Origin of the sequence: Mycobacterium tilburgii (assembly GCF_902168065.1) — a bacterium.
Classification (GTDB): domain Bacteria; phylum Actinomycetota; class Actinomycetes; order Mycobacteriales; family Mycobacteriaceae; genus Mycobacterium; species Mycobacterium tilburgii.
On sequence record NZ_LR655701.1, the window covers coordinates 22,284 to 47,440 of the forward strand.

General features: G+C 67.3%; 18 protein-coding genes and 9 pseudogenes. 5 read left to right on the forward strand and 22 right to left on the reverse strand.

Going from position 1 to position 25,157, the window contains the following annotated elements; all coding sequences use genetic code 11:
* Positions 1 to 46: 46 nt before the first annotated feature.
* Both mhuD and FQ389_RS07445 read left to right on the forward strand, forming a co-directional pair.
* Positions 47 to 367, forward strand: coding sequence for a mycobilin-forming heme oxygenase MhuD (gene mhuD / locus FQ389_RS07440; RefSeq protein WP_144206527.1), 321 nt, complete (start codon positions 47 to 49; stop codon positions 365 to 367).
* Positions 360 to 1,721: a class A beta-lactamase-related serine hydrolase gene (locus tag FQ389_RS07445; protein ID WP_260860586.1), complete on the forward strand. Its 1,362-nt coding sequence runs from the start codon at positions 360 to 362 to the stop codon at positions 1,719 to 1,721. The genes mhuD and FQ389_RS07445 overlap by 8 nt, the downstream gene beginning before the upstream one ends.
* Here the strand turns inward: FQ389_RS07445 and FQ389_RS07450 are convergent.
* The 17 genes and pseudogenes from FQ389_RS07450 to FQ389_RS07530 all read right to left on the reverse strand — a co-directional run bounded on the left by FQ389_RS07450 (position 1,722) and on the right by FQ389_RS07530 (position 18,377).
* Positions 1,722 to 2,273 (reverse strand): annotated as a pseudogene (locus FQ389_RS07450) (histidine phosphatase family protein).
* Positions 2,270 to 2,608: a CbtA family protein gene (locus FQ389_RS07455; protein ID WP_144206531.1), complete on the reverse strand. Its 339-nt coding sequence runs from the start codon at positions 2,606 to 2,608 to the stop codon at positions 2,270 to 2,272. Before FQ389_RS07455 ends, FQ389_RS07450 begins: the two are co-directional and overlap by 4 nt.
* Before the next feature lie 79 nt (positions 2,609 to 2,687).
* A complete protein-coding gene (gene clpC1 / locus FQ389_RS07460; protein WP_144206533.1) occupies positions 2,688 to 5,222 on the reverse strand; it encodes an ATP-dependent protease ATP-binding subunit ClpC in 2,535 nt (844 codons plus the stop codon).
* 332 nt (positions 5,223 to 5,554) lie between these two features.
* Positions 5,555 to 5,893 (reverse strand): histone-like nucleoid-structuring protein Lsr2, encoded by a 339-nt coding sequence (gene lsr2 / locus FQ389_RS07465; protein WP_144206591.1) that lies wholly within the window; start codon positions 5,891 to 5,893, stop codon positions 5,555 to 5,557.
* 118 nt (positions 5,894 to 6,011) lie between these two features.
* Entirely contained in the window at positions 6,012 to 7,520 is a 1,509-nt protein-coding gene (gene lysS, locus FQ389_RS07470) for a lysine--tRNA ligase (protein ID WP_144206535.1), read from the reverse strand.
* Positions 7,521 to 7,664: 144 nt separating this feature from the next.
* A pseudogene (locus FQ389_RS07475) lies at positions 7,665 to 8,482 on the reverse strand (type III pantothenate kinase).
* 2 nt (positions 8,483 to 8,484) lie between these two features.
* Positions 8,485 to 8,905: pseudogene (gene panD, locus FQ389_RS07480) on the reverse strand (aspartate 1-decarboxylase).
* A pseudogene (panC, locus tag FQ389_RS07485) lies at positions 8,905 to 9,836 on the reverse strand (pantoate--beta-alanine ligase). Before panC ends, panD begins: the two co-directional pseudogenes overlap by 1 nt.
* Positions 9,833 to 10,744, reverse strand: coding sequence for a Rossmann-like and DUF2520 domain-containing protein (locus tag FQ389_RS07490; RefSeq protein ID WP_144206539.1), 912 nt, complete (start codon positions 10,742 to 10,744; stop codon positions 9,833 to 9,835). Before FQ389_RS07490 ends, panC begins: the two are co-directional and overlap by 4 nt.
* A gap of 124 nt (positions 10,745 to 10,868) precedes the next feature.
* Positions 10,869 to 12,320 (reverse strand): DUF6779 domain-containing protein, encoded by a 1,452-nt coding sequence (locus tag FQ389_RS07495; RefSeq protein ID WP_144206541.1) that lies wholly within the window; start codon positions 12,318 to 12,320, stop codon positions 10,869 to 10,871.
* A 124-nt stretch (positions 12,321 to 12,444) separates the two neighbouring features.
* Entirely contained in the window at positions 12,445 to 12,918 is a 474-nt protein-coding gene (locus FQ389_RS07500) for a DUF3180 domain-containing protein (protein WP_144206593.1), read from the reverse strand.
* On the reverse strand, positions 12,918 to 13,460 hold the full coding sequence (gene folK, locus FQ389_RS07505) for a 2-amino-4-hydroxy-6-hydroxymethyldihydropteridine diphosphokinase (protein ID WP_144206543.1): 543 nt from the start codon (positions 13,458 to 13,460) through the stop codon (positions 12,918 to 12,920). Before folK ends, FQ389_RS07500 begins: the two co-directional genes overlap by 1 nt.
* A gap of 100 nt (positions 13,461 to 13,560) precedes the next feature.
* On the reverse strand, positions 13,561 to 13,959 hold the full coding sequence (gene folB / locus FQ389_RS07510) for a dihydroneopterin aldolase (protein ID WP_144206545.1): 399 nt from the start codon (positions 13,957 to 13,959) through the stop codon (positions 13,561 to 13,563).
* Positions 13,952 to 14,795: pseudogene (gene folP / locus FQ389_RS07515) on the reverse strand (dihydropteroate synthase). Before folP ends, folB begins: the two are co-directional and overlap by 8 nt.
* Positions 14,792 to 15,412, reverse strand: coding sequence for a GTP cyclohydrolase I FolE (gene folE, locus FQ389_RS07520; protein ID WP_144206549.1), 621 nt, complete (start codon positions 15,410 to 15,412; stop codon positions 14,792 to 14,794). The pseudogene folP and the gene folE overlap by 4 nt, the downstream one beginning before the upstream one ends.
* Before the next feature lie 15 nt (positions 15,413 to 15,427).
* Positions 15,428 to 17,773 (reverse strand): ATP-dependent zinc metalloprotease FtsH, encoded by a 2,346-nt coding sequence (gene ftsH, locus FQ389_RS07525; RefSeq protein ID WP_144206551.1) that lies wholly within the window; start codon positions 17,771 to 17,773, stop codon positions 15,428 to 15,430.
* Positions 17,774 to 17,960: 187 nt separating this feature from the next.
* Complete coding sequence (locus FQ389_RS07530) at positions 17,961 to 18,377, reverse strand: VOC family protein (RefSeq protein ID WP_144206553.1); 417 nt, start codon at positions 18,375 to 18,377, stop codon at positions 17,961 to 17,963.
* Between the two features lie 121 nt (positions 18,378 to 18,498).
* Between FQ389_RS07530 and FQ389_RS21565 the strand changes: the two are divergent.
* The 3 genes and pseudogenes from FQ389_RS21565 (at position 18,499) to FQ389_RS19435 (ending at position 20,672) form a co-directional block, all read left to right on the forward strand.
* Positions 18,499 to 19,466, forward strand: a pseudogene (locus tag FQ389_RS21565) (alpha/beta fold hydrolase).
* A 25-nt stretch (positions 19,467 to 19,491) separates the two neighbouring features.
* Positions 19,492 to 20,550: pseudogene (locus FQ389_RS07540) on the forward strand (LLM class flavin-dependent oxidoreductase).
* The gene (locus tag FQ389_RS19435) at positions 20,547 to 20,672 is read left to right on the forward strand and encodes a hypothetical protein (protein ID WP_260860584.1); all 126 of its coding nucleotides are present in this window, start codon (positions 20,547 to 20,549) and stop codon (positions 20,670 to 20,672) included. The pseudogene FQ389_RS07540 and the gene FQ389_RS19435 overlap by 4 nt, the downstream one beginning before the upstream one ends.
* On the opposite strand, the pseudogene FQ389_RS07545 reads toward FQ389_RS19435, so the two are convergent.
* The 5 genes and pseudogenes from FQ389_RS07545 to dacB all read right to left on the reverse strand — a co-directional run.
* A pseudogene (locus tag FQ389_RS07545) lies at positions 20,654 to 21,002 on the reverse strand (glutamine amidotransferase); the annotation flags it as partial. The gene FQ389_RS19435 and the pseudogene FQ389_RS07545 overlap by 19 nt on opposite strands.
* Positions 21,003 to 21,015: 13 nt before the next feature.
* Positions 21,016 to 21,655, reverse strand: a pseudogene (gene hpt / locus FQ389_RS07550) (hypoxanthine phosphoribosyltransferase).
* Positions 21,656 to 21,679: 24 nt separating this feature from the next.
* Positions 21,680 to 22,648, reverse strand: coding sequence for a tRNA lysidine(34) synthetase TilS (tilS, locus tag FQ389_RS07555; protein WP_144206557.1), 969 nt, complete (start codon positions 22,646 to 22,648; stop codon positions 21,680 to 21,682).
* Entirely contained in the window at positions 22,627 to 23,679 is a 1,053-nt protein-coding gene (locus tag FQ389_RS07560) for a zinc-dependent metalloprotease (RefSeq protein WP_144206559.1), read from the reverse strand. The genes tilS and FQ389_RS07560 overlap by 22 nt, the downstream gene beginning before the upstream one ends.
* Positions 23,676 to 25,061, reverse strand: coding sequence for a D-alanyl-D-alanine carboxypeptidase/D-alanyl-D-alanine endopeptidase (gene dacB, locus FQ389_RS07565; protein WP_144206595.1), 1,386 nt, complete (start codon positions 25,059 to 25,061; stop codon positions 23,676 to 23,678). The genes FQ389_RS07560 and dacB overlap by 4 nt, the downstream gene beginning before the upstream one ends.
* Positions 25,062 to 25,157: the final 96 nt, after the last annotated feature.

A 25,157-nucleotide genomic window follows, 5' to 3' on the forward strand; every position in this document is an offset into this window, starting at 1 on the left:
CCGCCCTCGAGCAGGACGAGGCAGGGTGCGGGGTAGCCTGGCGGGCATGCCGCCAGTGGTGAAGATCAACGCAGTCGAAGTTCCCGCCGACGCCGGCCCCGAGCTGGAGAAGCGGTTCGCCCTCCGAGCACACGCGGTGGACAACCAGCCCGGCTTCCTCGGCTTCCAGTTGCTGCGCCCGGTCAAGGGAGAGAACCGCTACTTCGTCGTGACACACTGGGAGTCCGATGAAGCGTTCCAGGCCTGGGCGAGTGGGCCCGCCGTCGAAGCTCATGCCGGTCAGCGTGCCAACCCGGTGGCGACCGGCGCGTCGCTGCTGGAGTTCGAAGTCGTCATGGACGTCGCCGGAGGCAAGTCGACTGCGTAAGCCCGATAAATTGGGTCCCGCGCAGCGAGTGCTGGCCGTCACTGCGGCAGCAGCACTAGTCGCGACCCTGGCGCCGGGCTGTTCGCCGTCGCCGCCGCCGCAGGCGAACGCGGCCAACGCCGGCCGGAGCATCGACACCCGCACACCTCCCGGGCTGCGGGCCCAGCAGACGATGGACATGCTGAACTCGGACTGGCCGATCGGCCCGGTCGGGGTTCGCACGCTGACCGCCCCGGGCCAGGTGGATGCGGTCGAGACCACGATGGAAGAGCTGTGGTGGGATCGTCCCTTCACCCTGGACGGCGTCGACATCAGCGCCAGTGTTGCCACGCTGCATCTCACCTCGTCGTACGGCGCACGGCAGGACATCCGGATGCACACCGACGACATGGGGCACGTCGATCGCTTCGACGTCGACACCGAGGCGCCGACGATCACCTCCTGGCATGACATCGACGCCACGCTGAGCAAGACCGGCGCTAAGTACTCGTATCAGGTCGCCAAGGTCAACGGGGGCCCGCCGGGGCACTGCGACCCCGTCACGGGCACCAACACCGGCGACTCCTTGCCGCTGGCATCAATTTTCAAGCTGTACGTGCTGCACGCCCTGGCCACAGCGGTGCAGCACCACACGGTGTCCTGGGACGATCAGCTGACCGTCACCGAGAAGAGCAAGGCGGTGGGCTCGTCTGGCCTGAGCCTCAACCCTGGGGATCGTGTTTCGGTGCACGACGCGGCCGCCAAGATGATCGCCAACAGCGACAACATGGCCACCGATCTGCTGATCGAGAAACTGGGCACGCACGCCATCGAGGAGGCCCTGGCCAGCGCCGGCCACCACGATCCGGCCAGCATGACGCCGTTCCCCACGATGTACGAGATCTTCTCCATCGGCTGGGGCCAGCCGGATCTGCGCGCCCAGTGGCAGCACGCCACGCCGCAGGTCCGCGCCCAGCTGTTGGCACAGGCAAATTCCAATCCCTACCAACCTGATCCGGCCCGCGCTCACGTCCCGGCTTCGACGTACGGCGCGGAATGGTATGGCAATGCGCAAGACATCTGTCGAATCCACGCGGCCCTGCAAGCCGATGCCGTGGGCGAGGCCGCGCCCGTTCGCCAGCTCCTGTCCGTCGTCTCGGGCATTCAGCTGAATCGCAACATCTGGCCGTATATCGGCGCGAAAGCCGGTGGCCTGCCGGGTGATCTGACCTTCAGCTGGTATGCTGTGGACAAGACCCACCAACCGTGGGTGGTCAGCTTCCAGCTGAACTGGCCGCGCGATCACGGACCGAAGGTGACCGGCTGGATGCTGCAGGTCGCCAAACAGACGTTCGCCCTGATCGCCCCGCGGTAGTCACCCGACCCGAAGCGTCCAACGGCCGTCGCGGTGATGCAGCTTCGTCACGCTGCCGGTGCAACATCGATGCGCCAGAACGACTTCGGCGGGATGTCGAGGGCCAGCAAGATCGCCGAGCGGATCACCGCCGGATGCGTCTCCGCCACGGTGCGCGGTACACCTTGCAGCGTTGACGTCAGCCAGCCGCCCACCCGTCCTGTGAGGTCGACGATGGATTCCCCGCCGTGCGGCGCTCGCTCCGGGCGGGTCAGCCACACCTCGAGGTCGGCCGCGTCGACGGCCGCCAATGCCCGGCCGCGCCAGTGTCCGCAGTCCAGGTCGGCCAACCGCGGCTCGGTCGCGGCGTGCAGACCCAACAGTGGTCTCGCGCGCGCGTTGCTCAGGGGCGGCGAGATAGCAGGCGTCCGGATCGGAGATGGCAAGGACGACAGGCCTCTTCGGCCTGCCGACGGCCGGTGTCGTTGAGGGGCTCGTCGACGGGAAACGCGCCGCAGCCGTCGTGTCGGTCATCGCGTGCGACACCAGGGTCAGCCGCACGACCCCCGTCACGCAGCGTTGCTCGATACCCGTCTGGCGCGGTCACCGAGCAGTCGACCCGCCAGCATCCCGAAGACCACCCCGATGGTCAGCCAGAGCAGCTGCGCGCCCAGTGACAGCAACCGGAATTCGTACAGAACGCCGGCGGGGAAGCCCGAGTAGATGATCGCACCCGCGCTGTCGCGCAACGGTTCCGGCGTCTCGTCCACCAATGGCAGCGCCACGGCCTTGAAGCCCTCACCCATCTGAGCGAACGCGTTACGCGAGCGAACGGTCAACCCGAAGACTTCTCCACAGACGCGTCGAATCTCCCAGCCCGGGAGGTCGTGGGTGGTCACGATCAGCACAGGCGGGCCCCTTAGCTCTCGGCCACAGCGAAACGGGCGGTTAATCCCGTCAGAGATTAACCGCCCGTTTGCTGACGTGCTACTGAGGATCGGGAGCCGCGTGGGCACCGGCCTTCGCCAGGTCCGGCTCGGCCTCTGGCTTGCGCACGCCGGTAAACTTGAACACCGCGTCCTTGCCGGCGCCTTCGCTGTCCCAGTTGTCGACGTCGACCCTGACCAGCTGTCCGGGGCCGACCTCCTCGAAGAGGATCTTCTCCGAGAGCTGGTCCTCGATCTCGCGCTGGATGGTGCGCCGCAGCGGGCGGGCACCAAGCACCGGGTCGAAGCCGCGCTTTGCCAGCAGCTCCTTGGCTTTGTCGGTCAGCTCCAGAGCCATGTCCTTGCTCTTGAGCTGGTTGGCGACCCGGCTGACCATCAGATCAACCATCCGGATGATCTCGTCGCGACTCAGCTGGTGGAAGACGATGATGTCGTCGATACGGTTCAGGAACTCCGGGCGGAAGTGTTTCTTCAGCTCGTCGTTGACCTTCTGTTTCATCCGCTCGTAGTCGTTCTCACCGCCACCCTGGGTGAACCCGAGGCCGACCGGCTTGGAGATGTCCGACGTGCCGAGGTTGGACGTGAAGATCAGCACGGTGTTCTTGAAGTCGACCGTGCGACCCTGCCCGTCGGTGAGCCGACCATCCTCGAGAACCTGCAGCAGGCTGTTGTAGATCTCCTGGTGCGCCTTCTCGATCTCGTCGAACAGCACCACCGAGAACGGCTTGCGCCGCACCTTCTCGGTCAACTGGCCGCCCTCCTCGTAGCCGACGTATCCTGGCGGGGCGCCGAACAGCCGCGACGCGGTGAACCGGTCGTGGAACTCGCCCATGTCGATCTGGATGAGAGCGTCGTCGTCGCCGAACAGGAAGTTGGCCAGCGCCTTGGACAGCTCCGTCTTCCCGACACCGGACGGACCGGCGAAGATGAACGAGCCGGACGGGCGCTTGGGGTCCTTCAACCCCGCACGGGTGCGGCGGATCGCCTTGCTGACGGCTTTGACGGCGTCCTCCTGGCCGATGATCCGCTTGTGCAGCTCCTCCTCCATGCACAGCAGTCGCGTGGTCTCGGCCTCGGTCAGTTTGAACACCGGGATGCCGGTCCAGTTACCCAGCACCTCGGCGATCTGCTCATCGTCGACCTCGGCGACCACATCTAGATCGCCTGAGCGCCACTGCTTTTCACGATCAGTGCGCTGTGCGACCAGTTGCTTCTCCCGGTCGCGCAGGCTGGCGGCCTTCTCGAAGTCCTGAGCGTCGATCGCCGATTCCTTCTCCCGGCGCGCGTCGGCGATCTTCTCGTCGAACTCGCGCAGGTCTGGCGGCGCGGTCATCCGGCGGATGCGCATCCGCGCGCCGGCCTCGTCGATCAGGTCGATCGCCTTGTCCGGCAGGAACCGGTCGTTGATGTAGCGGTCGGCCAGCGTCGCCGCCGCCACCATCGCGGAGTCGGTGATTGACACCCGGTGGTGCGCCTCGTAGCGGTCGCGCAGACCCTTGAGGATCTCGATGGTGTGCTCCACCGTCGGCTCGCCGACCTGCACCGGCTGGAAGCGGCGCTCCAGGGCGGCGTCCTTCTCGATGTACTTGCGGTACTCGTCTAGCGTCGTCGCACCGATGGTCTGCAGCTCACCGCGGGCCAGCTTCGGCTTCAGGATCGACGCGGCGTCGATCGCGCCCTCGGCGGCACCGGCACCCACCAGAGTGTGCAACTCGTCGATGAACAGGATGATGTCGCCGCGGGTGTTGATCTCCTTGAGCACCTTCTTCAGCCGCTCCTCGAAGTCACCGCGGTAGCGGCTGCCCGCGACCAGCGATCCCAGGTCTAGGGTGTAGAGCTGCTTGTCCTTGAGCGTCTCGGGCACCTCACCGTGCACGATGGCCTGCGCCAGACCCTCGACGACGGCGGTCTTGCCGACGCCGGGCTCGCCGATCAACACCGGGTTATTCTTGGTGCGCCGGCTCAACACCTGCATCACCCGCTCGATTTCCTTCTCGCGGCCGATGACTGGGTCCAGCTTGCCTTCCATCGCGGCGGCCGTCAGGTTGCGGCCGAACTGGTCGAGCACCAGCGAGGTGGACGGGCTGCCGGACTCGCCGCCACGACCGCCGGTGCCCGCCTCGGCGGCCTCCTTGCCCTGATAACCACTCAGCAGCTGGATCACCTGCTGCCGTACCCGGGTGAGTTCGGCGCCCAGCTTCACCAGCACCTGCGCGGCCACACCCTCACCCTCGCGGATCAGCCCCAGCAGGATGTGCTCGGTGCCGATGTAGTTGTGGCCGAGCTGCAGCGCCTCGCGCAGGCTCAGCTCGAGGACCTTTTTGGCGCGCGGCGTGAACGGGATGTGCCCGCACGGAGCCTGCTGCCCCTGGCCGATGATCTCCTCGACCTGGCTTCGGACGCCCTCGAGCGAGATCCCAAGCGACTCCAGCGACTTGGCGGCTACGCCCTCGCCTTCGTGAATCAGACCTAGCAGGATGTGCTCGGTGCCGATGTAGTTGTGGTTGAGCATCCTGGCCTCTTCTTGCGCCAAGACGACCACCCTGCGGGCACGGTCGGTAAATCTCTCGAACATCGGTGGTTACCTGCTCTCCCTCACCATCGGTACTCCAGTCATTGTCGACACAGGGGCCGACAGTACGTACCTGATGTCCACTGTAATGGTCGGCCCGTCAGGGTTCGAACGTTGCGGTGCCTTGCCGTTCAGGCTTGGCCGCCTCCCCGGTTGCCCCCAGTTGCCTCTGTGTCCCTCTCTGTCCGAAGGAAATCCCCCGCTAACAGAGTCCGTAACTGAAGCAACGACACAAACCACCAAATCGTTTCCCGCGCGAGACGGCGATCTTTTCGCCACCAGCGAAAAGAAACCGGCGCCCGGGTCTTGCGACCGGACGCCGGATACCGATTGTTTTAGGTGGCCGCGTGAAATGCGTCGATGACGTCCGCCGGGATGCGGCCGCGCGTCGACACGTTGTGCCCGTTACGGCGGGCCCACTCGCGGATCGCGGCGCTCTGCTCACGGTCGATCGCCCCACGGCCGCGGCCCGAGCTGGTACGCCCCCGACGGCGACCACCGACACGACGGCCCGCCGCCATCCACTGCTTCAGATCGTTGCGGAGTTTTGCGGCATTCTTGGAGGAAAGATCAATCTCATAGGTCACCCCGTCAAGCCCGAATTCGACGGTTTCGTCGGCGGCTCCTGCACCGTCGAAATCATCAACCAAGGTGACGGTGACTTTTTTCGCCATTAGCTTACCCTCGCGTTCTTCCTGAGCATCTGCTGGGCAGTTTGCACCCACTCCCCGACCACTAATCTGCCATATGGCCGCAGCATATTCAATCTGAGCGCAACGTGAGTTACATGTTTCATCTCGAGTGCGGCCGAACAATCGGGAACAAAACTGTCTCTCTAATTGACAGGCCGGTCAAAGTCATCAACAACCGGTCGATACCCATTCCCGTTCCGGTGCACGGTGGCATCCCATACTCGAGCGCTGTGAGAAAATCTTCGTCTAGCTGCATGGCCTCATCGTCACCCGCCGCGGCGGCCCGCGCCTGCTCGGCAAAACGCTCGCGCTGGACCACCGGATCGTTCAGTTCCGAGTACCCGGTCGCGAGTTCGACACCGCGTGCATAAAGGTCCCACTTTTCGGTGACACCCGGGATGCTGCGGTGCTGTCGAGTCAAAGGTGTTGTCTCGACAGGGAAATCCTTGACGAACGTCGGGGCGGTCAATGTATTGCCCACCGTGTGCTCCCAGAGTTCCTCGACGTACTTGCCGTGTCCGTAGCCGCGGTCGTCGGGAATCTCCGGGAAGTCCGGGCCGAGTTGAGCTGCGATGGCCTGCAGCCGCTCGAGCGTCGTCTGCGGTGTGATCTCTTCACCCAGCGCCGCTGACAACGACGGATACATTTGTATAGAAGCCCATTCTCCGTCGATGTCGTAGATGCTTCCATCTGGTAACGGTAGTTGCCGAGTACCGATCGCCTCGTCGGCGACCTCTTGAATAAGCTCTCGGGTGATCACCGCCGAATCGTCGTACGTTCCGTACGTCTGGTAGGTCTCCAACATCGAGAATTCCAAAGAATGTGTCGAATCGGATCCTTCGTTTCTGAACACCCGATTTAGCTCGAAGACCTTGTCGAATCCGCCGACGATGCATCGCTTCAGGAACAGTTCGGGCGCGATCCGCAGGTAGAGATCGATGTCGAAAGCATTGGAATGCGTTATGAACGGGCGTGCGGCAGCACCGCCGGCCGACGTCTGTAACATTGGCGTTTCGACTTCGAGAAACCCGCGCCGCTCCAACGCGTTGCGGATCGCGCGGATAACGGCGATTCGCTGGCGAGTCACCGAGCGCGCCTGCGTGCGCACGATGATGTCGACATAACGCTGCCGCACCCGGGATTCCTCGCTCATCTTCTTGTGCGCGACCGGCAGCGGCCGCAGCGCCTTGGCCGTGACGCGCCAGGAGTCGGCCAGCACGGACAATTCGCCGCGGCGTGAACTGATCACCGTTCCGTGCACATAAACGATGTCGCCCAGGTCGACGTCGGTCTTCCAGGCATCCAGCGACTCCTTGTCGACTTTGTCCAGGCTGATCATGGCCTGCAGGGTGGTGCCGTCGCCGTCCTGCAGTGTCGCGAAGCACAATTTGCCAGAATTGCGGGCGAAGATGACCCGTCCCGCCACGCCGACGACGTCGTCGGTAGCGGTGTCGACCTCGAGGTCGGCGTGGGCCTCGCGTACCTGCGCCAGCGTGTGGGTCCGCTCGATGGCCACAGGATAAGGGTCCACACCCTCGGCCAACAGCCGAGCACGTTTATCCCGGCGAATCCGGAACTGCTCGGGAAGGTCTTGATCGGCTGTACTCACGACGGTGCCAGCTTAAATGACCTCGCACGGCGGCCGCAGCACGCATCGAGTGCACCGGCGGCGTCACATGGGCAATGGCGGCGGCGACACGCCGCGCGGGGCCGCCCAGCCCGCACACCCACGTCAGCACGCCGCGCGGGAACGTCAGCGCGCGGTCTTCAGCCGGCCGCGCTGCGCGTCCCGATCGCGCTCGAAGACCAGCCGCAGCCCGTGCAACGTCAGGTGCTGGTCATAGTAGGTCTCAGTCTCCAGCTCCGACAGCAACGTCGGCGCGGTGTGCCCGGTTGGCCACTATCACGACGTCGTCCCTGGAAAAGCCATCCACGTCGGCGCGAACCTGGCCCACCAGACCGTCGACCAGGCCAGCGAATCCAAACACGGCGCCGGCCTGCATACACTCGACGGTGTTTTTGCCGACGACCGAGCGGGGCCGGGAGAGCTCGACCCGGCGCAGCGCGGCCGAGCGGGCCGCGGCGGCGTCCGAGGAGACCTGGATGCCGAGCGCGATCGCGCCACCGAGGAATTCACCCTTGGCCGACACGACGTCCACGCAGAATCGAGGAACCGAAGTCCACCACGATGCACGGCTTTCCAAACTTATGAAAAGCTGCCAGGCAGTTGATGATTCGGTCGGCACCGACCCCTTTCGGGTTGTCGACCAACAGCGGGATACCGGTTCGCACGCCGGGCTCGATCAACACGTGCGGCACCGACGGCCAGTACTGGTCGAGCATCACCCGCACCTCGTGCAGCACCGAAGGGACAGTCAACAACGCCGCTGCCCCGCTCAGCCGCTCGGAGTCATAGCCGATCAGGCTGTCGATGGTCAGCGCCAACTCGTCGGCGGTGATTTCCGATTCGGTGCGGATCCGCCACTGCTGCACGACCTTTGCGTGCTCCTTCGCACCGGAGATCAGCCCGACGACGGTGTGGGTGTTATGGACGTCGATCGCCAGCAGCACGGCTATCGCACACCGATGCGTGGGTCGAGTAGTTCGTCGACGCCGTCGGGCACGAACGCCGGATCGCTATCCCAGGTCGATCTGCTTGTTGTCGGCGTCCACGAACACGATGCGCGGCTGATACGCCCGCGCCTCGGCGTCCTCCATCGCGCCGTAGGCGATGAGGATCACCAGATCACCCGGATGTACGAGATGCGCGGCGGCGCCGTTGATCCCGATGATGCCGGTACCGCGCTCACCGGTGATCGCGTAGGTGACCAGCCGGGCACCGTTGTCGATGTCGACGATGGTCACCTGCTCACCCTCGAGCAGGTTCGCCGCGTCCATCAGGTCGGCGTCGATGGTCGCCGAGCCGACGTAGTGCAAATCGGCCTGGGTGACCGTGGCGCGGTGGATCTTCGACTTGAGCATCGTCCTTAACATCAGTTCCTCCAAGTTGTTTCATGGGTGTACACCCGAAAGGTGCCGGCGTGGCCTCGATGTCGATCGCAATGTTGTCCAGCAGCCTGGTGCTGCCCAGCCGGGCGGCGACGAGCAGCCGGCCGGGCCGGCCGACCTGCGGTGGGCCCAGGTCCGCATCGCGCAACTCCAGGTAGTCGACGGCGACAGCGGGTACCGCGTCGAGCACGGCGCGCGCGGCGTTCAGCGCGGCTTGCTGGCCGGCGCCCGCGGCGTGCGCGCCAGCCAGCAGCGCCGCCGACAGTGCCGTCGCCAATTCGCGCTGGGAGGTGTCCAGGTAGCGGTTACGCGACGACATCGCCAGCCCGTCAGATTCGCGGACCGTCGGCACCCCGACCACCTGCACGTCGATGTTCAGGTCGGCGGTCATCTGCCGGATCAGGACCAGCTGCTGATAATCCTTCTCGCCGAAGAAGATTCGATCGGGACGCACGATCTGCAGCAGCTTGCAGACGGCGGTGAGCACACCGGCGAAATGTGTTGGGCGGACCCTGCCTTCGAGTTCGGCGGCCAGCGGGCCGGGCTGTACCGTGCTGCGCAGGCCGTCGGGGTACATAGCCGCGGCGGTCGGTGCGAACACGATCTCCACGCCCTCTCCGCGCAGCAGCGCCAGGTCGTCGTCGAGCGTGCGCGGGTAGGCATCGAGGTCTTCCCCGGCGCCGAATTGCAAGGGGTTCACGAAGATCGACACCGCGACCACCGACCCGGGCACCCGCTTGGCGGCCCGCACCAGTGCCAGATGTCCCTCGTGCAGCGCTCCCATTGTCGGCACCAGCATCACCCGGCGCCCGGTGTGCCGCAGCGCGCGGCTCACGTCGGACATCTCGCGCGGCACCGCGTACACATTGAGTTCTCCCGGCTGGAATGCCGGTGGCCTGGCTGTCGTGAAGCTCATCGGGCCAGCACCTCCACGACCTCCTGCGGCGCATGCGCGCGGCGCGCTGTCCGCAGCGCGTTCTCCCGGTACGCCTGCGCCAGCTCCGGGTCGACCCCCGCCAGCGCCCGCAGGTGCCCGGCGACCGCGGCCACGTCACCGCGGGCGACCGGCCCGGTGAGGGCGGACTGGCCACGTTGCAGCGTGTTCTCCAGCGCCGCGCGGGCCAGCGGCCCGACGATGCGTTCCGCGACGCCGCCGGGTTGATCGTCGACCAGCTGCTGGCCGAGCAGTTCGGTGCCGCGGACCGCCGCCCGCAACGCCTCGAGGGCGTCGGCGAGCACGGTCACCAGGTGGTTACTCGCATGCGCCAGCGCCGCGTGGTAGAGGATGCGCGCCTCTTCGCGGACCCGGAACGGTTCGCCGCCCATCCCCAGCACCAGCGACTGCCCGATCGCATAGCCGACGTCGTCGGCCGCGGTGATGCCGAAGCAGCTGTCCGGCAGCCGGCTGATGTCCTCGTCGGAGCCGGTAAAGGTCATCGCCGGGTGGATGGCCAGCGGTAGGCAGCCGTGGTCGGTCAGCGGAGCGAGAATGCCGACTCCGTTGGCGCCCGAGGTGTGCATCACGATCGTGCCGGGGCGGACCGCCGAGGTCGACGCTAGCCCGGTCACCAGACCCGCGAGCTCGCTGTCGGGCACCGCCAGCAACAGCAGTTCGGCGGCCGCGGCAACGTCCTGCGGCGGGGCGACCGGGGTGTAGGGCAGCCGGCGTTCGGCTCGCTGCCGCGACACGCGGGAAATCGCGGCGCACGCCACCACGACGTGGTCAGCGCGCTCCAGCAACACGCCCAGAGCGGTGCCCACCCGACCGGCCGAAATGATGCCCACCTTGAGTCTGGCGGGGCGCAAGCCGTCCAACTGCCCCATCGCAGACGACCTCACATTATTCGTTCGTGCGTTCCGGTCCACTTTTGGCTGGCGTCGGGTACCGGACGGTCACTAAGACCGTAATCGATCGGGCACGTAGCCCCAATGTGAGGAAGCTCCCAGCTCAGTCTTCCCGACGGTGGCGCCGGCCGCCCCCGGACGGCTGCACCTGCAGCCGCGCCAACAGGTCAGCAACCGATTGGCCGCCGGTGCGCAGGCCGGTATCGGGGCTGCCGTGGTCGTCATCGGAGCCCTGGTGGCGTGGCGTGGACGGCCGCGCCAGCCGCGGCGGGGGCACCTCCTGGGGCGCCGGCCGAGGGAACGACGGCGCCGGTGGCTGGGGCGTGGGTGGGGGTAAGCCGCCGGCCCGGCCCGGGGCCTGGTCGGTGGCTCGATCTGAGGGCTGCTCGGAGCCCAAAAAATTGCGGACGCTGTAGTCGCGGTATTCCGCGGAGTGCCGCGAGCGGGCCCTGCGGCAGGGTTCCACGGCCGGCGGCGTCGGCGGCTCGGCGACACCACCGTCCAGCGAAACGCCCAGCACGTCGTCGGCGGAGCCATGGCGAGCGCGACGCCGCCGGCCGCCACTCGCGACGTCGGGCTGGCTAAGGGGCTGGCTCCGGGACTCGCTCACGGGCCCGCTACCGGCCCAGTTGCTCCCCGGCGTGCCGGAGGGCAGCCAGAGCCCGTCGGCGTTGACCGACTGCCAGTCGGTCAACGCCGATTCGGGCTGCGGCGCCGGTGGCGGCTGCCACTGCGGGGGCGCGAATCGCTCGGCTTCGGCGGGCGCGGCCATCGGCGGCGGCACGAAGGGCGGCGTCTCAGGATACTGGGCCTGCGGTTCGGCAACGTAGCGCGCGTCCTGCGCGCCGTCGTACGGGGAGTGGTCCCGGTCACGGAACCGGGGCGGCGGCGGACCCGCACTCGCGGCCGCAACCGGAAACTCCCCCACCTCGGGGACGTCGATGATCGCCGATTCGTCGGTCCGAGGCTTCGCGGCGTCCACCGGGCGGCCCTGCCGGACCGAGGTGACCCGGTCGCTGGTGACCCAATCGACCCCCGTGGCTTCGCCGTGGCGATCCCAGTCGCTGTATGCCTGGGTGGGCGGCGTCTCGGTGTCGACGTTCTCCAACGCGGGCCGCTGCTCGAGATCGGTGTCGAACAGAATCTCCAGACTAGTCCGCAACGCCGCCACTTCGGCGCGCAGAGCAGCCAGATCGTCGGCGGCCTGGGCGCGGATCTCGGAGGCAAGCTCGCGGCGCAACTGAGCCTCGACGGTCAGCTCGTATTCGCGCCGCGCCGAGATCTCCCGGTCCAACTGCAGGTCGTAGACCAGCTTGAGGTCGCGCACCCGTGACTGGTCGGCATCGCTTTGACGCCGGTACAGCACGGACACGAAGGCGCCGGCGACTGCGGCCCACAGCGCCAGGATCACAGCGAGCTTGAGGAGTTCCACGCGATTGGTGAAAACCAGTGCGGAACTGGCCCCCATCGCAAGGACCAGCAACGCCGTCAAGAGCACCCACCCCGGCCTGCGGCCGCCGCGCCGACCCCGGGCGCCGCGGGACAGAACGGTCATGGCCTGACTGTACCTGTGCGATGTCATTCCGCGTGTCGCGTCAGTCCGGCGATTCTCACCTGGGTTGAGCCGCCGTTTGCCCGTGGTGGGGACCGTCCGGGGCGCCAGGCAACCTAGACCCAGTCTAGCTTTCCGCTCCCCCGCCGCGTTCGGTCGGATCTTGCGGGGACTTGCAGCAATGCTGTAGCCACAGCGCGGCGACCAACAGCGCCAGCGAGCTGATCGCGGCCACCACCGTCCCCGTGGTGTCCTCCGCGGCGGCTCGCAACCAGGATCGACGCGGCAGGAAGAACACCAGCACCCCGGTCCACCAGCCCAGCACCAGCGCGCCCACCCAGGCCGAGGCCTTGGCGACCGTCACGCTGCGGGCCACCGCGAGTGGGTGTAGCCAACCGGGGCCGGCCCCGATTTCCCTGTCGCTGATCTTGGTCCGGACGTAGCGCGCCCACAGCACCTCGGCGATCGCGACGCCGAGCAGCGACAGGCCGGTCCACACGGTCACGGGCGGAAAAAAGCGGAACAACCCGTGGATCAGATAACTCAATACCGCAGCTCCGACCACCGCAACCGTGAGGTTCCGCTTCCTGGTCGGCCCCATTAGCTCGTCGACTCCGGGGATTCGGTGGGGCGGCGCAATATCCACCTGGTCAACCGGACTGCCTGCTGATCGGCGGGGTCGAGTTCGGCCAGCAGCTCGGCGACCGGGCGCGGCCCGCCGGCCAGGGTCAGCCGCGCATCTGGGTCGACGGCCAGCCAGGGCACCATTACGAAGGCGCGCAGGTGGGCCAGCGGGTGCGGCAGTGTCAGGTTGTTTTCCCGGCTGAGCACTTCGCCTGCCGCCGCATAACAAGCAATCAGGTCCACGTCCAGGGTGCGCGGCCCCCAGCGCTCACCGCGGATACGGCCTGCGGCCCGTTCGAAGCCCTGGGCCCGGCGCAACCAACCCTGACCGTCCAGGGTCGGGTCGTCGGCGATCAGCACCGCGTTGAGGAACGGCCCCTGTTCCACCCGTCCCCACGGCGCCGTCTCGTACACCGGGGACACCGCCACCAGCGCGTCACCGAGCGCGTCCACCACCGACTGCAGCCGCGCCAGCCGGTCTCCCAGGTTAGACCCTATGGACAGGACGACCCTGGTCATGTGCGCCGCTTTCCCCCGCGAGCGGGTGGGGGTACCGCACAGTTGTGGGTGCATGCACCCACCTCATCGCTTCGCGTTGCGTCGTCGCGGGCGCGCGTCATCACACCCAGCCCGCCAGGATCACCGAGCCGCGACCACCCCGCCGCAACCGCCGGATTACCACCGCGACATCGGCGAACTGCTGCGGGATCGAGGCCTGTGGCTTGTGCACCGAGACCTCGACGGCGTGCACCCGGTCGTCGGCCATCACATGCTCGGCGATCTCGGCGCCCACTGTCTCGATCAGGTTCCGGGGCGGCCCGGCGACGATGTCGGCGGCACGCTGCGCCAGGGCGGCGTAGTCGTGGGTGTCGGCCAGGTCGTCGCTGGCGGCGGCGTCGGCCAGGTCGATCCACACCACGATGTCGATGACGAATTCCTGACCGTTGCTCCGCTCGGCCGCGAAAACACCGTGGTGTCCGCGAATTGTCAAGCCACGCAATTCTATTCGGTCAGCCATCGCCTTCAGTCCGCTCCGTGTCGCGTCCAGGCACCGACGACCTTGAGAGCGTCGACCGAGGCCCGCACATCGTGCACTCGCACACCCCAGACTCCGTGCAGGGCAGCCAGCGCGGATATCACCGCCGTCGCCGTTTCGCGCCCGTCGGGCGGTCGCGGCGACCCATCCGGTCCGGCCAACAGCGTACCGAGGAACCGTTTCCGCGAAGCACCCAGCAGCACCGGGATCCCGGTCGCCACCAGTTCGGGCAGGCCGTGCAGCAGCGCCCAATTTTGCTGTCCCGTCTTCGCGAATCCCAGGCCCGGGTCGATGATCAGCTTCGCCAGGTCGACCCCGGCGGCCACCGCGTCATCGACACCGGCCAGCAGTTCGGCGCGCACGTCGGCCACCACGTCTCGGTAATGCGGGGCCCGGTGCGGGTGGTCGGCCGATACCGATCGCCAGTGCATCAGCACCCAGGGCACACCGGCCTCGGCCACCAGCGGGGCCATCGCGGGGTCGGCGCGCCTGCCGGAGACATCGTTGACGATCCGCGCCCCGTTTTCCAGCGCCACCCGTGCGACCTCGGCGTGCATAGTGTCGATGCTCACGGTGAGACCATGTGCGGCAAGCCCTTTGACAACGGGCGCGATGCGCGCACTCTCCACCCTGGGGTCGATTCGGATGGCACCCGGACGGGTCGACTCCCCGCCCACGTCGATGATGCCCGCGCCGTCGGCGGCCAATGCCAGGCCGTGCGCGACGGCGCTGTCGGCACAGAGGTAGCGCCCGCCGTCCGAGAATGAGTCGTCAGTGACGTTCACCACCCCGACCACCTGCACAGGCAGCGGACTCATCTACGCAGGATGAGGTCGAGTGCTTCGGCTCGAGAGGCGGCGTCGGTTTTGAACTGCCCGCGCACCACCGAGGTGGTTGTGGTGGCGCCGGGCTTGCAGACACCGCGCATCGCCATGCACAGATGCTCGGCCTCGACCACGACGATCACCCCGCGGGGGTCGAGCCGCTTCACCAAGGCGTCCGCGATCTGGCTGGTCAGCCGCTCCTGTACCTGCGGCCGTTTGGCGTAAAGGTCAACCAGCCGAGCGATTTTCGACAATCCAGTGACCCGGCCGTCCGGGCCCGGGATGTAGCCCACATGGGCCACGCCGTGGAACGAGACCAGGTGGTGTTCACACGTCGAGTACAGCGGGATCTCTTTGACGATGACCAGCTCGTCGTGGTCTTCGTCGAACATGGTGTTGAGCACCGCGTCGGGGTCGGTGTAGAGACCGGAGAACATCTCCCGACACGCGCGCGCCACCCGGGCTGGTGTGTCCCGCAGCCCGTCGCGATCCGGGTCTTCGCCAATCGCGTACAACAGCTCGCGGATGGCCGCCTCGGCGCGTGACTGATCGAACGCCCGTACAAGATGCGGCGCGGTGCGCGTATCCGGCCCCAGACTCGGCAAAGCCATCGAATCCTCCGTTCGTCAGCCGCGGGCCGGCGGGTTGGACCGACTGACGTCGTCATCCGGCTGATCGGGTGGCCTTCCCGGATCTTGGCTGGGCTGACCGGGTGGGGGGTAGGGCGGATACGCTGGCTGGTCCTGGGCATGACCCCGGCCCGGCTGGCTCGGATAACTCGGTGCCGGTTGCGGCCAATGAGGTTGCGGTGCAGGCGGATACCAGTGCCCCTGGGGCTGCTGCGGCGGCGGCCAACCCGGCGCATACCAGCCGGCCGGGGCACCATAGTCGGGCTGAGGGGGCCGCTGCGGCCCGGGCGGCCGCCGGCCGCCGTGAGAACCGTTGGTGCCGTGAGCTTTTCGGTCAGACTCTGCCCGCGCCGCCTCGGCGGCCTGGCTGGCTGCCGCGATGGCCGCCTTGAACGCCGGTTCGGGGACCGGCTGCGGCCACGGCTCGCCACGCTCGATGGCGAGCTCACCCGGCGTCTTGATCGGCGGCTTGTCCGACGGAATCCGGCCACCGAAATCGTCGAACATGGTGAGCCGGGGCCGCTTTTCGACGTCCGCGAAGATCTTCTCCAGCTCCGGGCGGTGCAAGGTTTCCTTTTCCAGCAGCTCGCCGGCCAGCGTGTCGAGAACGTCGCGGTATTCGGTGAGGATCTCCCAGGCCTCGGTGTGCGCCGCCTCGATGAATTTGCGGATCTCGTCGTCGATGTCGCGCGCGACCTCGTGCGAGTAGTCTGCCTGAGTGCCCATGGTGCGCCCCAGGAAGGGGTCGCCGTGCTCCGACCCGTATTTGACGGCACCGAGTTTGGAACTCATGCCGAATTCGGTGACCATCGCTCGCGCGGTCTTGGTGGCCTGTTCGATGTCGGACACCGCGCCGGTGGTCGGCTCACGAAACACCAGTTCCTCGGCCGCGCGTCCACCCATCGCGAACACCAGCTGCGCGATCATCTCCGAGCGGGTGCGCAGGCCCTTGTCCTCCTCGGGCACCGCGACAGCGTGGCCGCCGGTGCGGCCACGCGCCAAGATCGTCACCTTGTACACTGGGTCGATGTCGGGCATCGCCCACGCCGCCAGGGTGTGCCCGCCTTCGTGGTAGGCGGTGATCTTCTTCTCCTGCTCGCTGATGATCCGGCCCTTGCGACGTGGACCGCCGATCACCCGGTCCACCGCCTCCTCGAGGGCGGGCCCGGTGATCACGGTGCCGTTCTCGCGGGTGGTCAGCAGGGCCGCCTCGTTGATGACGTTGGCTAGGTCGGCCCCGGTCATGCCGACGGTCCGCTTGGCCAGACCGTCGAGGTCGGCATCGGGCGCGATCGGCTTGCCCTTCGAGTGCACGGCCAGCACGGAGCGGCGGCCGGCCAGGTCGAGGTTGGACACCGGGATCTGCCGGTCGAAGCGGCCGGGCCGTAAGAGGGCGGGGTCCAGAATGTCGGGCCGGTTGGTCGCGGCGATCAGGATGACGCCGGCCCGGTCCCCGAAGCCGTCCATCTCGACCAGCAACTGGTTGAGCGTCTGTTCGCGCTCGTCGTGACCGCCACCCAGGCCGGCGCCGCGCTGGCGGCCGACGGCGTCGATCTCGTCGACGAAAATGATGCACGGGCTGTTCTGTTTTGCCTGCTCAAAAAGGTCACGCACGCGGGAAGCGCCGACGCCGACGAACATCTCGACGAAGTCGGAGCCGGAGATCGTGAAGAACGGCACCCCGGCCTCCCCCGCCACCGCGCGCGCCAGCAGAGTCTTTCCGGTCCCGGGCGGGCCGTAGAGCAGCACGCCCTTGGGGATTTTGGCGCCCAGCGCCTGATAGCGCGCCGGGTTCTGCAGAAAGTCCTTGATCTCGTAGAGCTCCTCGACCGCCTCGTCGACGCCGGCAACGTCGGCGAAGGTGGTCTTGGGCATGTCCTTGGAGAGTTGCTTGGCGCGCGACTTGCCGAACCCGAAGCCCATCCGGGCGCCGCCCTGCACGCGGGAGAACATGACGAACAGGCCCACCAGCAACAGCAGCGGCAGTACGTACACGAGCAGCTCACCAAGGATGCTGCCCTCGTTGACGACCGTGCTGACCTTAGCGTTCTTCGCGTTCAACGCGTTGAACAGGTCGACGGCGTAGCCGCTGGGGTATTTGGTGATGACCTTGTCGGAGTTGTTGGTGTCGCTGTTGCCCTTCTTCAGGGTCAACCGCAGTTGTTGCTCACGGTCATCAATCTGCGCGCTCTTGACGTTGTCCCCGTTGATCTGGGACATCGCCACCGAGGTGTCAACGGACTTGTAGCCGCGGGTGTCGTCGCTGAAATAGAAGAACGACCAGCCGAGCAGCACTACAACAGCGATCGCCGTGACTGTGCGGATCACGTTTTTCCGGTTCATCAATCATCGGCCGTTTCGGCCAGGTCCTTCCGATACACGCAGCTGGAAAGTTCAGGCTACCGCTAGCTCCGGTAATGCTGGAGCGCAGCGGTCACGACTGTGCGACCCGGACAACGAGCGGCGGGTTCCCGAGCCGACATCCCCCGCAATCCGGAGCACGGCAAATCGAGTTCGCGCGCCCGCGGTGCTAGGCGTAATGGCGGACTTCGATCACATTGCTATCGGGGTCGCAGAAGTAGAACACCTGCGGGGCCCAGCCCCGGGCGCCGTAGCTGCAGGTCAGGCGGGCGCTGGTGTCCACCCCCGCGTCGCGCAGGCGCCGGTCCAGCGCATCGTATTCGGTGTTCGACAGCGCCAGGCACACATGATTGACTGGATGACCGGCGCTGCCCGGGACCTTCGTCAGCAGCTCGCTGGCGGCGGCGTCGGCCAGCGGCACCAGGTCGATAATCGAGTCCTCGCACACCCGCACGCTCGGAAACGGCGCCTCGCCGGCCTCGAACTCGTCGAACCGCACCGGCGCCAGGCCGACCACCTGCGTATAGAAATCCATCGCCGTCCGCGAATTCTTCGTCCACAACACGATGTGGTCCAGCCGCCTCATGCCGATTTACTCGCTTTCGCTCTTGGGCGTTGCGCGGCGCCCACCCGCGACGACCTGTGACGCCCATTTTCGACGCTCCCGAGCACTTCTCAGGCCATTCGGGTTGTACTTTGGTGTGTTGGTGCCCACATCAACCGAACGGTTAGTAGATACCAATGGGGTGCGGCTGCGGGTCGTCGAGGCCGGCGAGCGCGGAGCGCAGGTGGTCGTCTTGGCGCACGGGTTTCCCGAGTTGTCCTACTCGTGGCGCCACCAGATCCCGGTGCTCGCGCGGGCTGGCTATCACGTGCTGGCACCCGATCAGCGCGGTTGCGGCGGGTCGTCGCGCCTGGAGCCGATCGATGCCTACAACATTCGGGAGCTGACCGCCGACATCGTCGGGTTGCTCGATGACGTCGGCGCCGAGCGAGCCGTCTGGATCGGCCACGATTGGGGTGCCCCGGTCGTCTGGCATGCGCCGCTGTTGCACCCGGACCGCGTCGCGGCCGTCGCCGCACTCAGCGTACCGGCCACGCCCAGATCACAGGCGCCACCGACGCAGCTGTGGCGCAAGATGTTCGGCGAAAACTTCTTCTACATCCTGTATTTCCAGGAGTCCAGCGTCGCCGACGCCGAGCTCAACGCCGAACAGTCCGCTTCATCCGCCGCATCATGGGCAGCCTACGGACCGATGGTGACAAGTCCACGGGGATGCGGATGGTGGCACCCGGCCCGGAAGGTTTCATCGATCGCCTCCCCGAATCCGATGCACTGCCGGACTGGATCAGCCAAGACGAACTCGACCACTACATCGCCAAGTTCTCCCGCACCGGATTCACCGGTGGCCTGAACTGGTACCGCAATTTCGACCGCAACTGGGAAATCACCGCCGACATCGCCGATGCGAAGACCTTGGTGCCGTGCTTGTTCATCGGCGGCACCGCCGATCCCGTGCTGGCCTTCACCCGTGCCGACCGTGCCATCGAGATCGTCTCCGATCCACACCGTCAGGTGATGATCGAGGTCGCGGGACACTGGCTGCAACAAGAACGGCCGGACCAGGTCAACTCGATACTGCTGGAATTCCTCAACGGATTGGAGCTGCGATGACCTCCCCCTTCGTTTCGGCGTCTTCATCACGACGTTTCATTTAATCGGCCAATCTCCCACGGTGGCATTGGAATACGACATGGAACGCGTCGTCGCCCTGGACCGCCTGGGCTACGACGAAGCCTGATTCGGCGAACATCATTCCGGCGGCTACGAGTTGACCGCCTGCCCGGAAGTGTTCATCACGGCCGCGGCCGAACGGACCAAGCATATCCGGCTGGGCATCGGAGTGGTCTCACTGCCCTACCATCACCCGCTGATGGTGGCCGACCGCTGGGTGCTGCTGGACCATCTGACCCGCGGCCAGGTCATGTTCGGCACCGGCCCGGGGGCGTTGCCGTCGGATGCCTACATGATGGGCATCGACCCGGTCGATCAACGGCACATGATCACATGATGCAGGAATCGCCGGAGGCGATCCTGGCCTTGTTCCGCGCCGGACCCAACGAGGGCATCGACCGTCACACCGACCGGTTCACCCTGCGTGGCGCGCAGCTGAACATCCGGCCCTACACCTGGCCCTATCCGGGTCTCGACGGCGGCAATGATTTCGCCGTCCGGTCCGCGACTGGGCCGGTGCGATGGGCACGTCCCTGCTGTCACTGTCGATGTCGGTGCCCGGTGGTTACGCCGCCCTGGAGACCGCCTGGGAGATCGTGCGCGAACAAACGCCAAAGCCGGCCGCGACGAACCGGACCACACCGACTGGCGGGTGCTGTCCATCATGCACATTGCCGACACCCGCGAGCAGGCGATCCAGGATTGCACATATGCTGCAGGATTTCGCCAACTACTTCGGCGCGGTGGGGTTCGTCCCGCTGGCCAACACCGTGGAGGGCGCACAGTCACCATATGAGTTCGTCGAAGACTATGCGGCCAAAGGGAATTGCTGTATAGGCACGCCCGACGACGCGATCGCGCACATCGAGGATCTGCTGGAACGGTCGGGCGGGTTCGGGAACTGCTGATGCTCGGTCATGACTGGGCCAAAGACTGCCGTGACCAACTGATCGTCCGTGCCGGCGAGGCCGCTATGAAGGCCATGACCGAGCACGTCGGCGAGCAGGAAGACGCGCTGCGGTGATGCGTGCCGCCGTGCTGCGGGACGGCCGCATGATCCTGCGCGACGATGTCCCCGACCCGGTACCGCTGGCGCAGCGGCGTTTGGAGCAGATCGAACACGGTGCTCATCTGGTCCACGCGTAGATTATCTCGGGTTCGGGTTCCCAGACGCGGGCCAGCTCGACACCGGGCAGTTGGGCGAGCGCACGATATTCGCTGGCCATCGCAACCCAGTCGGCGGTCTTGGCGATCACCGCGGGCTTGCATGCGATGGCGTCGCGGACCACCGCGAACGAGTTGCGATCGGAGACCAGAAGTGTGTAGAACCCGTCGAACGCGGCGCACAGCGCGTTCGGGATGTCCATGCCGTCGGCGAGCGCTGCTTGGCGACATCGGGGCCAACCGCGTAGGGGTGGCCAGCCCGAAAGGTTCACCGCAGACTCGGTCGCCATGCGGGGTGTGGCCGGCGCCCTGAACCCAGCACACCCTACTGCTCGTAAATCCGCGGGTCCAGCGTGCCGATGTAGGACAGGTCGCGGTAGCGCTCGTCGTAGTCCAGGCCGAAGCCCACAACGAATTCGTTGGGAATGTCGAAGCCCACGTAGGCGATCTCGACGCTGGCGCGCTGCGCGTCGGGCTTGCGCAGCAACGTGCACACCCGCAGTGAGCGGGGACGCCGAGTCTTCAGGTTCCGCAGCAGCCAGGACAGGGTCAGCCCGGAATCCACGATGTCCTCGACGATCAGCACATCGCGATCGTTGATGTCGCGGTCCAGGTCTTTGAGAATGCGCACCACACCCGACGACGTCGAGGATCCGTAGGAGCTGACGGCCATGAACTCGAACTGCGTCGGCAGCGGGATCGCCCGCGCCAGATCGGTGACGAACAGGACCGCGCCCTTGAGCACGGTGATCAACAGCAAATCGTGGTCGCTGCGGGTGGCCGCGTCGCCGTAGTCGTTGCCGATCTGCTCGCCGAGCTCGCCGATGCGCGCCTGAATCTGCTCCGTGGTGAGCAGGACGGACTTGATATCCCCCGGGTACAGCTCCACGGGCTGCTCGGGCGTTATCGCCGGGGAGGTCTGGGCCACGCCCCACAGCGTGCCACGTCAGCCGCTGAACAACCAACGGCGCCGCCGGTTTTAGGGGTATTCACACAGGCTCGCGCCGCAAGATCAGCATGCCGTCGCGCCGACCCGCGATCAGCCGCTCGAGCGGCGCGTCGGAACCGACCGCCACGCCGCCCTGCCCGCGCCACGCGGTGATCAGCCGGTTGACCCCGCGGATCTGCTTGTCGGTCAGCCCGGTCGAGCCGCCGGCTAGCAGCCAGCCCCGGATGACCCGCCGCCGCACCGGGTCGGCCAGGGTGGCCAGCGACGCCGCCCGCAGCCCGGCACCCTCTATGACACCGGGCAGCGCCTCGGCGGCGAGCTCGTCGAGGAAGCCGGTGTCCTCCCGCAGCGCCGTCGCCGTTCGGGCCAGCGCCTCGGCCACACCGCCGCCCAGCACCTCTTCGAGCAGCGGTAACACCTCGAGCCGCAGCCGGGTTCGGGTGAAGCGGCGATCGGAGTTGTGCGGGTCCTGCCAGGCTTCTAGGCCCAGCTCCCGGCAGGCGGCGTGGGTGGTGGCGCGCCGGACCCCGAGCAGCGGCCGACACCACGGTGGATCGTGCGGGCACATCCCGGCGATGGAGCGGGCACCGGAACCGCGGCCCAGCCCCAGCAGCACCGTCTCGGCCTGGTCGTCGAGGGTGTGAGCCAGCAGAACCGGCCCGCACCGGGCGCCGCGCAACGCGGCGTAGCGGGCGGTTCGGGCCGCGGCCTCGGGGCCGCCGGCGGGCCCGGTTGGACCCACCTGAACGGTGATCACTTGTGCGGCAACGCATCCCAACGCGATGGCTTGGTCGCGCGCGGTGTAGGCGACGGTCGCCGACTCGGGCTGCAGGCCGTGGTCCACGATCAGCGCGGTGGTCGGCCGTAGCTTGGCCGCGACGGCGGTGAGGGCAAGCGAATCCGGTCCGCCCGACAGCGCCATCGACCACTGGTCCCCGGCGACCGGATAGGTGTCGACGAACGCCTCGACAGCGGCGCGCAGCTGCCCTAGAGGACCCTGTCGATCCATCGCTGCGGCTCTTCGATCTCGGCGGGCAGCGGCAACGGCTCGGGGCCCGACCAGACGGCGTTGAACCGCTGCATGCCGACCCGGACCACGACCTGGTCGACGAAGGCCTTACCGCGGGTGTACTGGCTGAGCTTGGCATCCAGGCCCAGCAGGGCGCGCACCAGCCACTGCAACGGCGGTTGCCTGCGCTGACGCCTGTCGTCGAAGCGGTCACGGATGGTGGCGACCGACGGCACCGCCTTAGTTCTGACCGCATCCATCACGTGCTCGGCGTGGGCCTCCAGCAGGGTGCCCAGCACCAGCAGCTGATCTAATGCCCGGCGCTGCGGCTCGGACTGGACAGCGCGTACCAGCCCGACGATGCCGGACGGGGCCTCGTCGGCCTCGGACCCGCCCCGCCCGGGATTGCGCACGTAGTCGGCCAGCCGGCTCGCCACCGCGCCGAGATTGTCGCCGGCGTCGCAGGTCAGCAACGCCGGCGCGTCCGACATGTAGTCGAGCAGCCGCGGGTTGGCGGTGAACTGCACGCGGTGGGTCACCTCGTGCAGGCAGACCCACAGCCGGAAAGCGGCCGGGGCCACCCGCAGCTGCCGCTCAACCGCGATGACGTTGGGATACACCAACAGCAGACAGCCCTGCCTGTCGTCGGCGAACGGGTCGTACTGGCCGAGAATGCCGGACGCCGCGAAGGCCAGCACGGCACCGGTTTGCGCGCCGTCGAGCCAGCCGGTGAACAGGCTCCGTGGCCTTTCGGTGCCGTTGGTCATCAACCGCATCGAGTTCGCCGCGGCCCGAACCCCGTCTCCGCGGTCGACGACGCGCGCGTCCGGTACCTCGCCGCCGGTGGCCAGCCCGGTGACGTCGCGCACCAGCGGTTCGGCTTTGGTCGACGAACGGGCCAGCTCGCCGATCACCTGACGGCGGGTGTAGTCGCTGGCCGGCGGACCGGGCCGGGCCAGCCGGACACCGACGGTGGCGGCGAAGCCCCAATCGACGGCGGCACCCAGGGTCAGCTCGGACGACGACGTCATGTGCACCCGCACGTCCACAGCTGGGTGGCCAGGGCGTCCATCGCGTTGCGTCCGTTGGGACCCGCGGCGTTGGAGAGGAACGCGAAGGTGAGCACCCGCCCGCTGCGGTCGGTGACCACCCCGACCAGCGAGTTGATCGCGGTGAGCGAACCGGTTTTGGCACGTAACCAGCCGGCCGGTCCCTGATTGGTGGCCTGGTCCAGGAAGCGTTCGGCCAGCGTCCCGCTGCCGCCGGCGATCGGCAGCAGGTCCAACAGCGCGCGCAATGACGGCTGGTCCGGGCCGGCAGCCGCCTGTATCGTGCCGTCCAGGGTCCGGGCGGTCAGGCGGTCGTCGACGGAAAGTCCGCTGGAGTCCAGTAGCGTAGCGCCGGCGGTGTCGACGTGGGCGGTGTTCAACCGGTTGGTGACCGCGTCAACCGCGCCCGCGAAGCTGCGCGGCCGGTTGATCGCCGTCGCCACCTCACGCCCGATGGATTCGGCCAGCACATTGTCGGAGTGGTCCATCATCTCGCCGAGCCGCTGCACCAGCGGCGCGGACTGCACCACCGCCAGCTGGCGCGCCCCGGACGGCGCCGTGCCGATGGCCACCGCGGCCGGATCCAGGCCCAGCGCCTTGGCCAGCTCACGCCCGGCGTCCAACGCCGGTGTCTTGGACCGCCGCGAGTTGACCGTGCTGGGCTGAATGCGCCCGCAGTCGATCATCACCGGCTCGATCGGCGCGATGTCCCCGTTGTCGATGTCGGTCGGGTCCCAGCCCGATGCCATCGTCGGGCCGGTAAACGCCGAGATGTCCACCTGCACGGCCGTCGGCGTCATGCCGCTGCGATGAATCTGCTCGACCAGATCACCGATCCGGGGCGCGCCGCGATACCAGGTGGGCACGTCGGGCGGTGCCGCGGACAGCGTCGGGTCGCCCGCGCCGACCAGCACGACGGGTCCCTGCGCGTTCGTGCTGCCGGCCACCACGCGGGTGCTGATCCGGGCCTGGCGATCCAGCGTCAGCAGGGCTGCGGCCGCGGTCAGCACCTTGTTGGTCGACGCCGGCACCAGCGGCATGTCGTCGGCCAGCTGCCAAAGTTGTTTGCCGGTGAGGGCGTCGGTGATCCGACCGCCGAACCGGCCCAGGTTGGGATCGGCAACCACCGGCGCCAACACGGCCGCCAGCCCGCCGGGCGACGGCGTCTCAGCGTTGTCGGCGACCGGCACGACGCCCGGCTTCAGGATCGGCGGCCGGGGCGGCGGTACCGGAGCGTGGGTGGCGCTACTGCCGTGCCCACCCGTGGTGAAGAAAGTTGCGGCGACCACCACGGCGGCGACGAACGCCAGCACGGCCAACCCGATCAAGACCTGGGTGGATTTCCGCCAGCGAGTACGACCCATCACCCTCCTGACTGTTTGGTCCTATTCTGCCGAATCTGCCTGATGACGCTCGACTAGGGTGATCCGCGACGAACCAGACCGACCCGGGTCCAACCC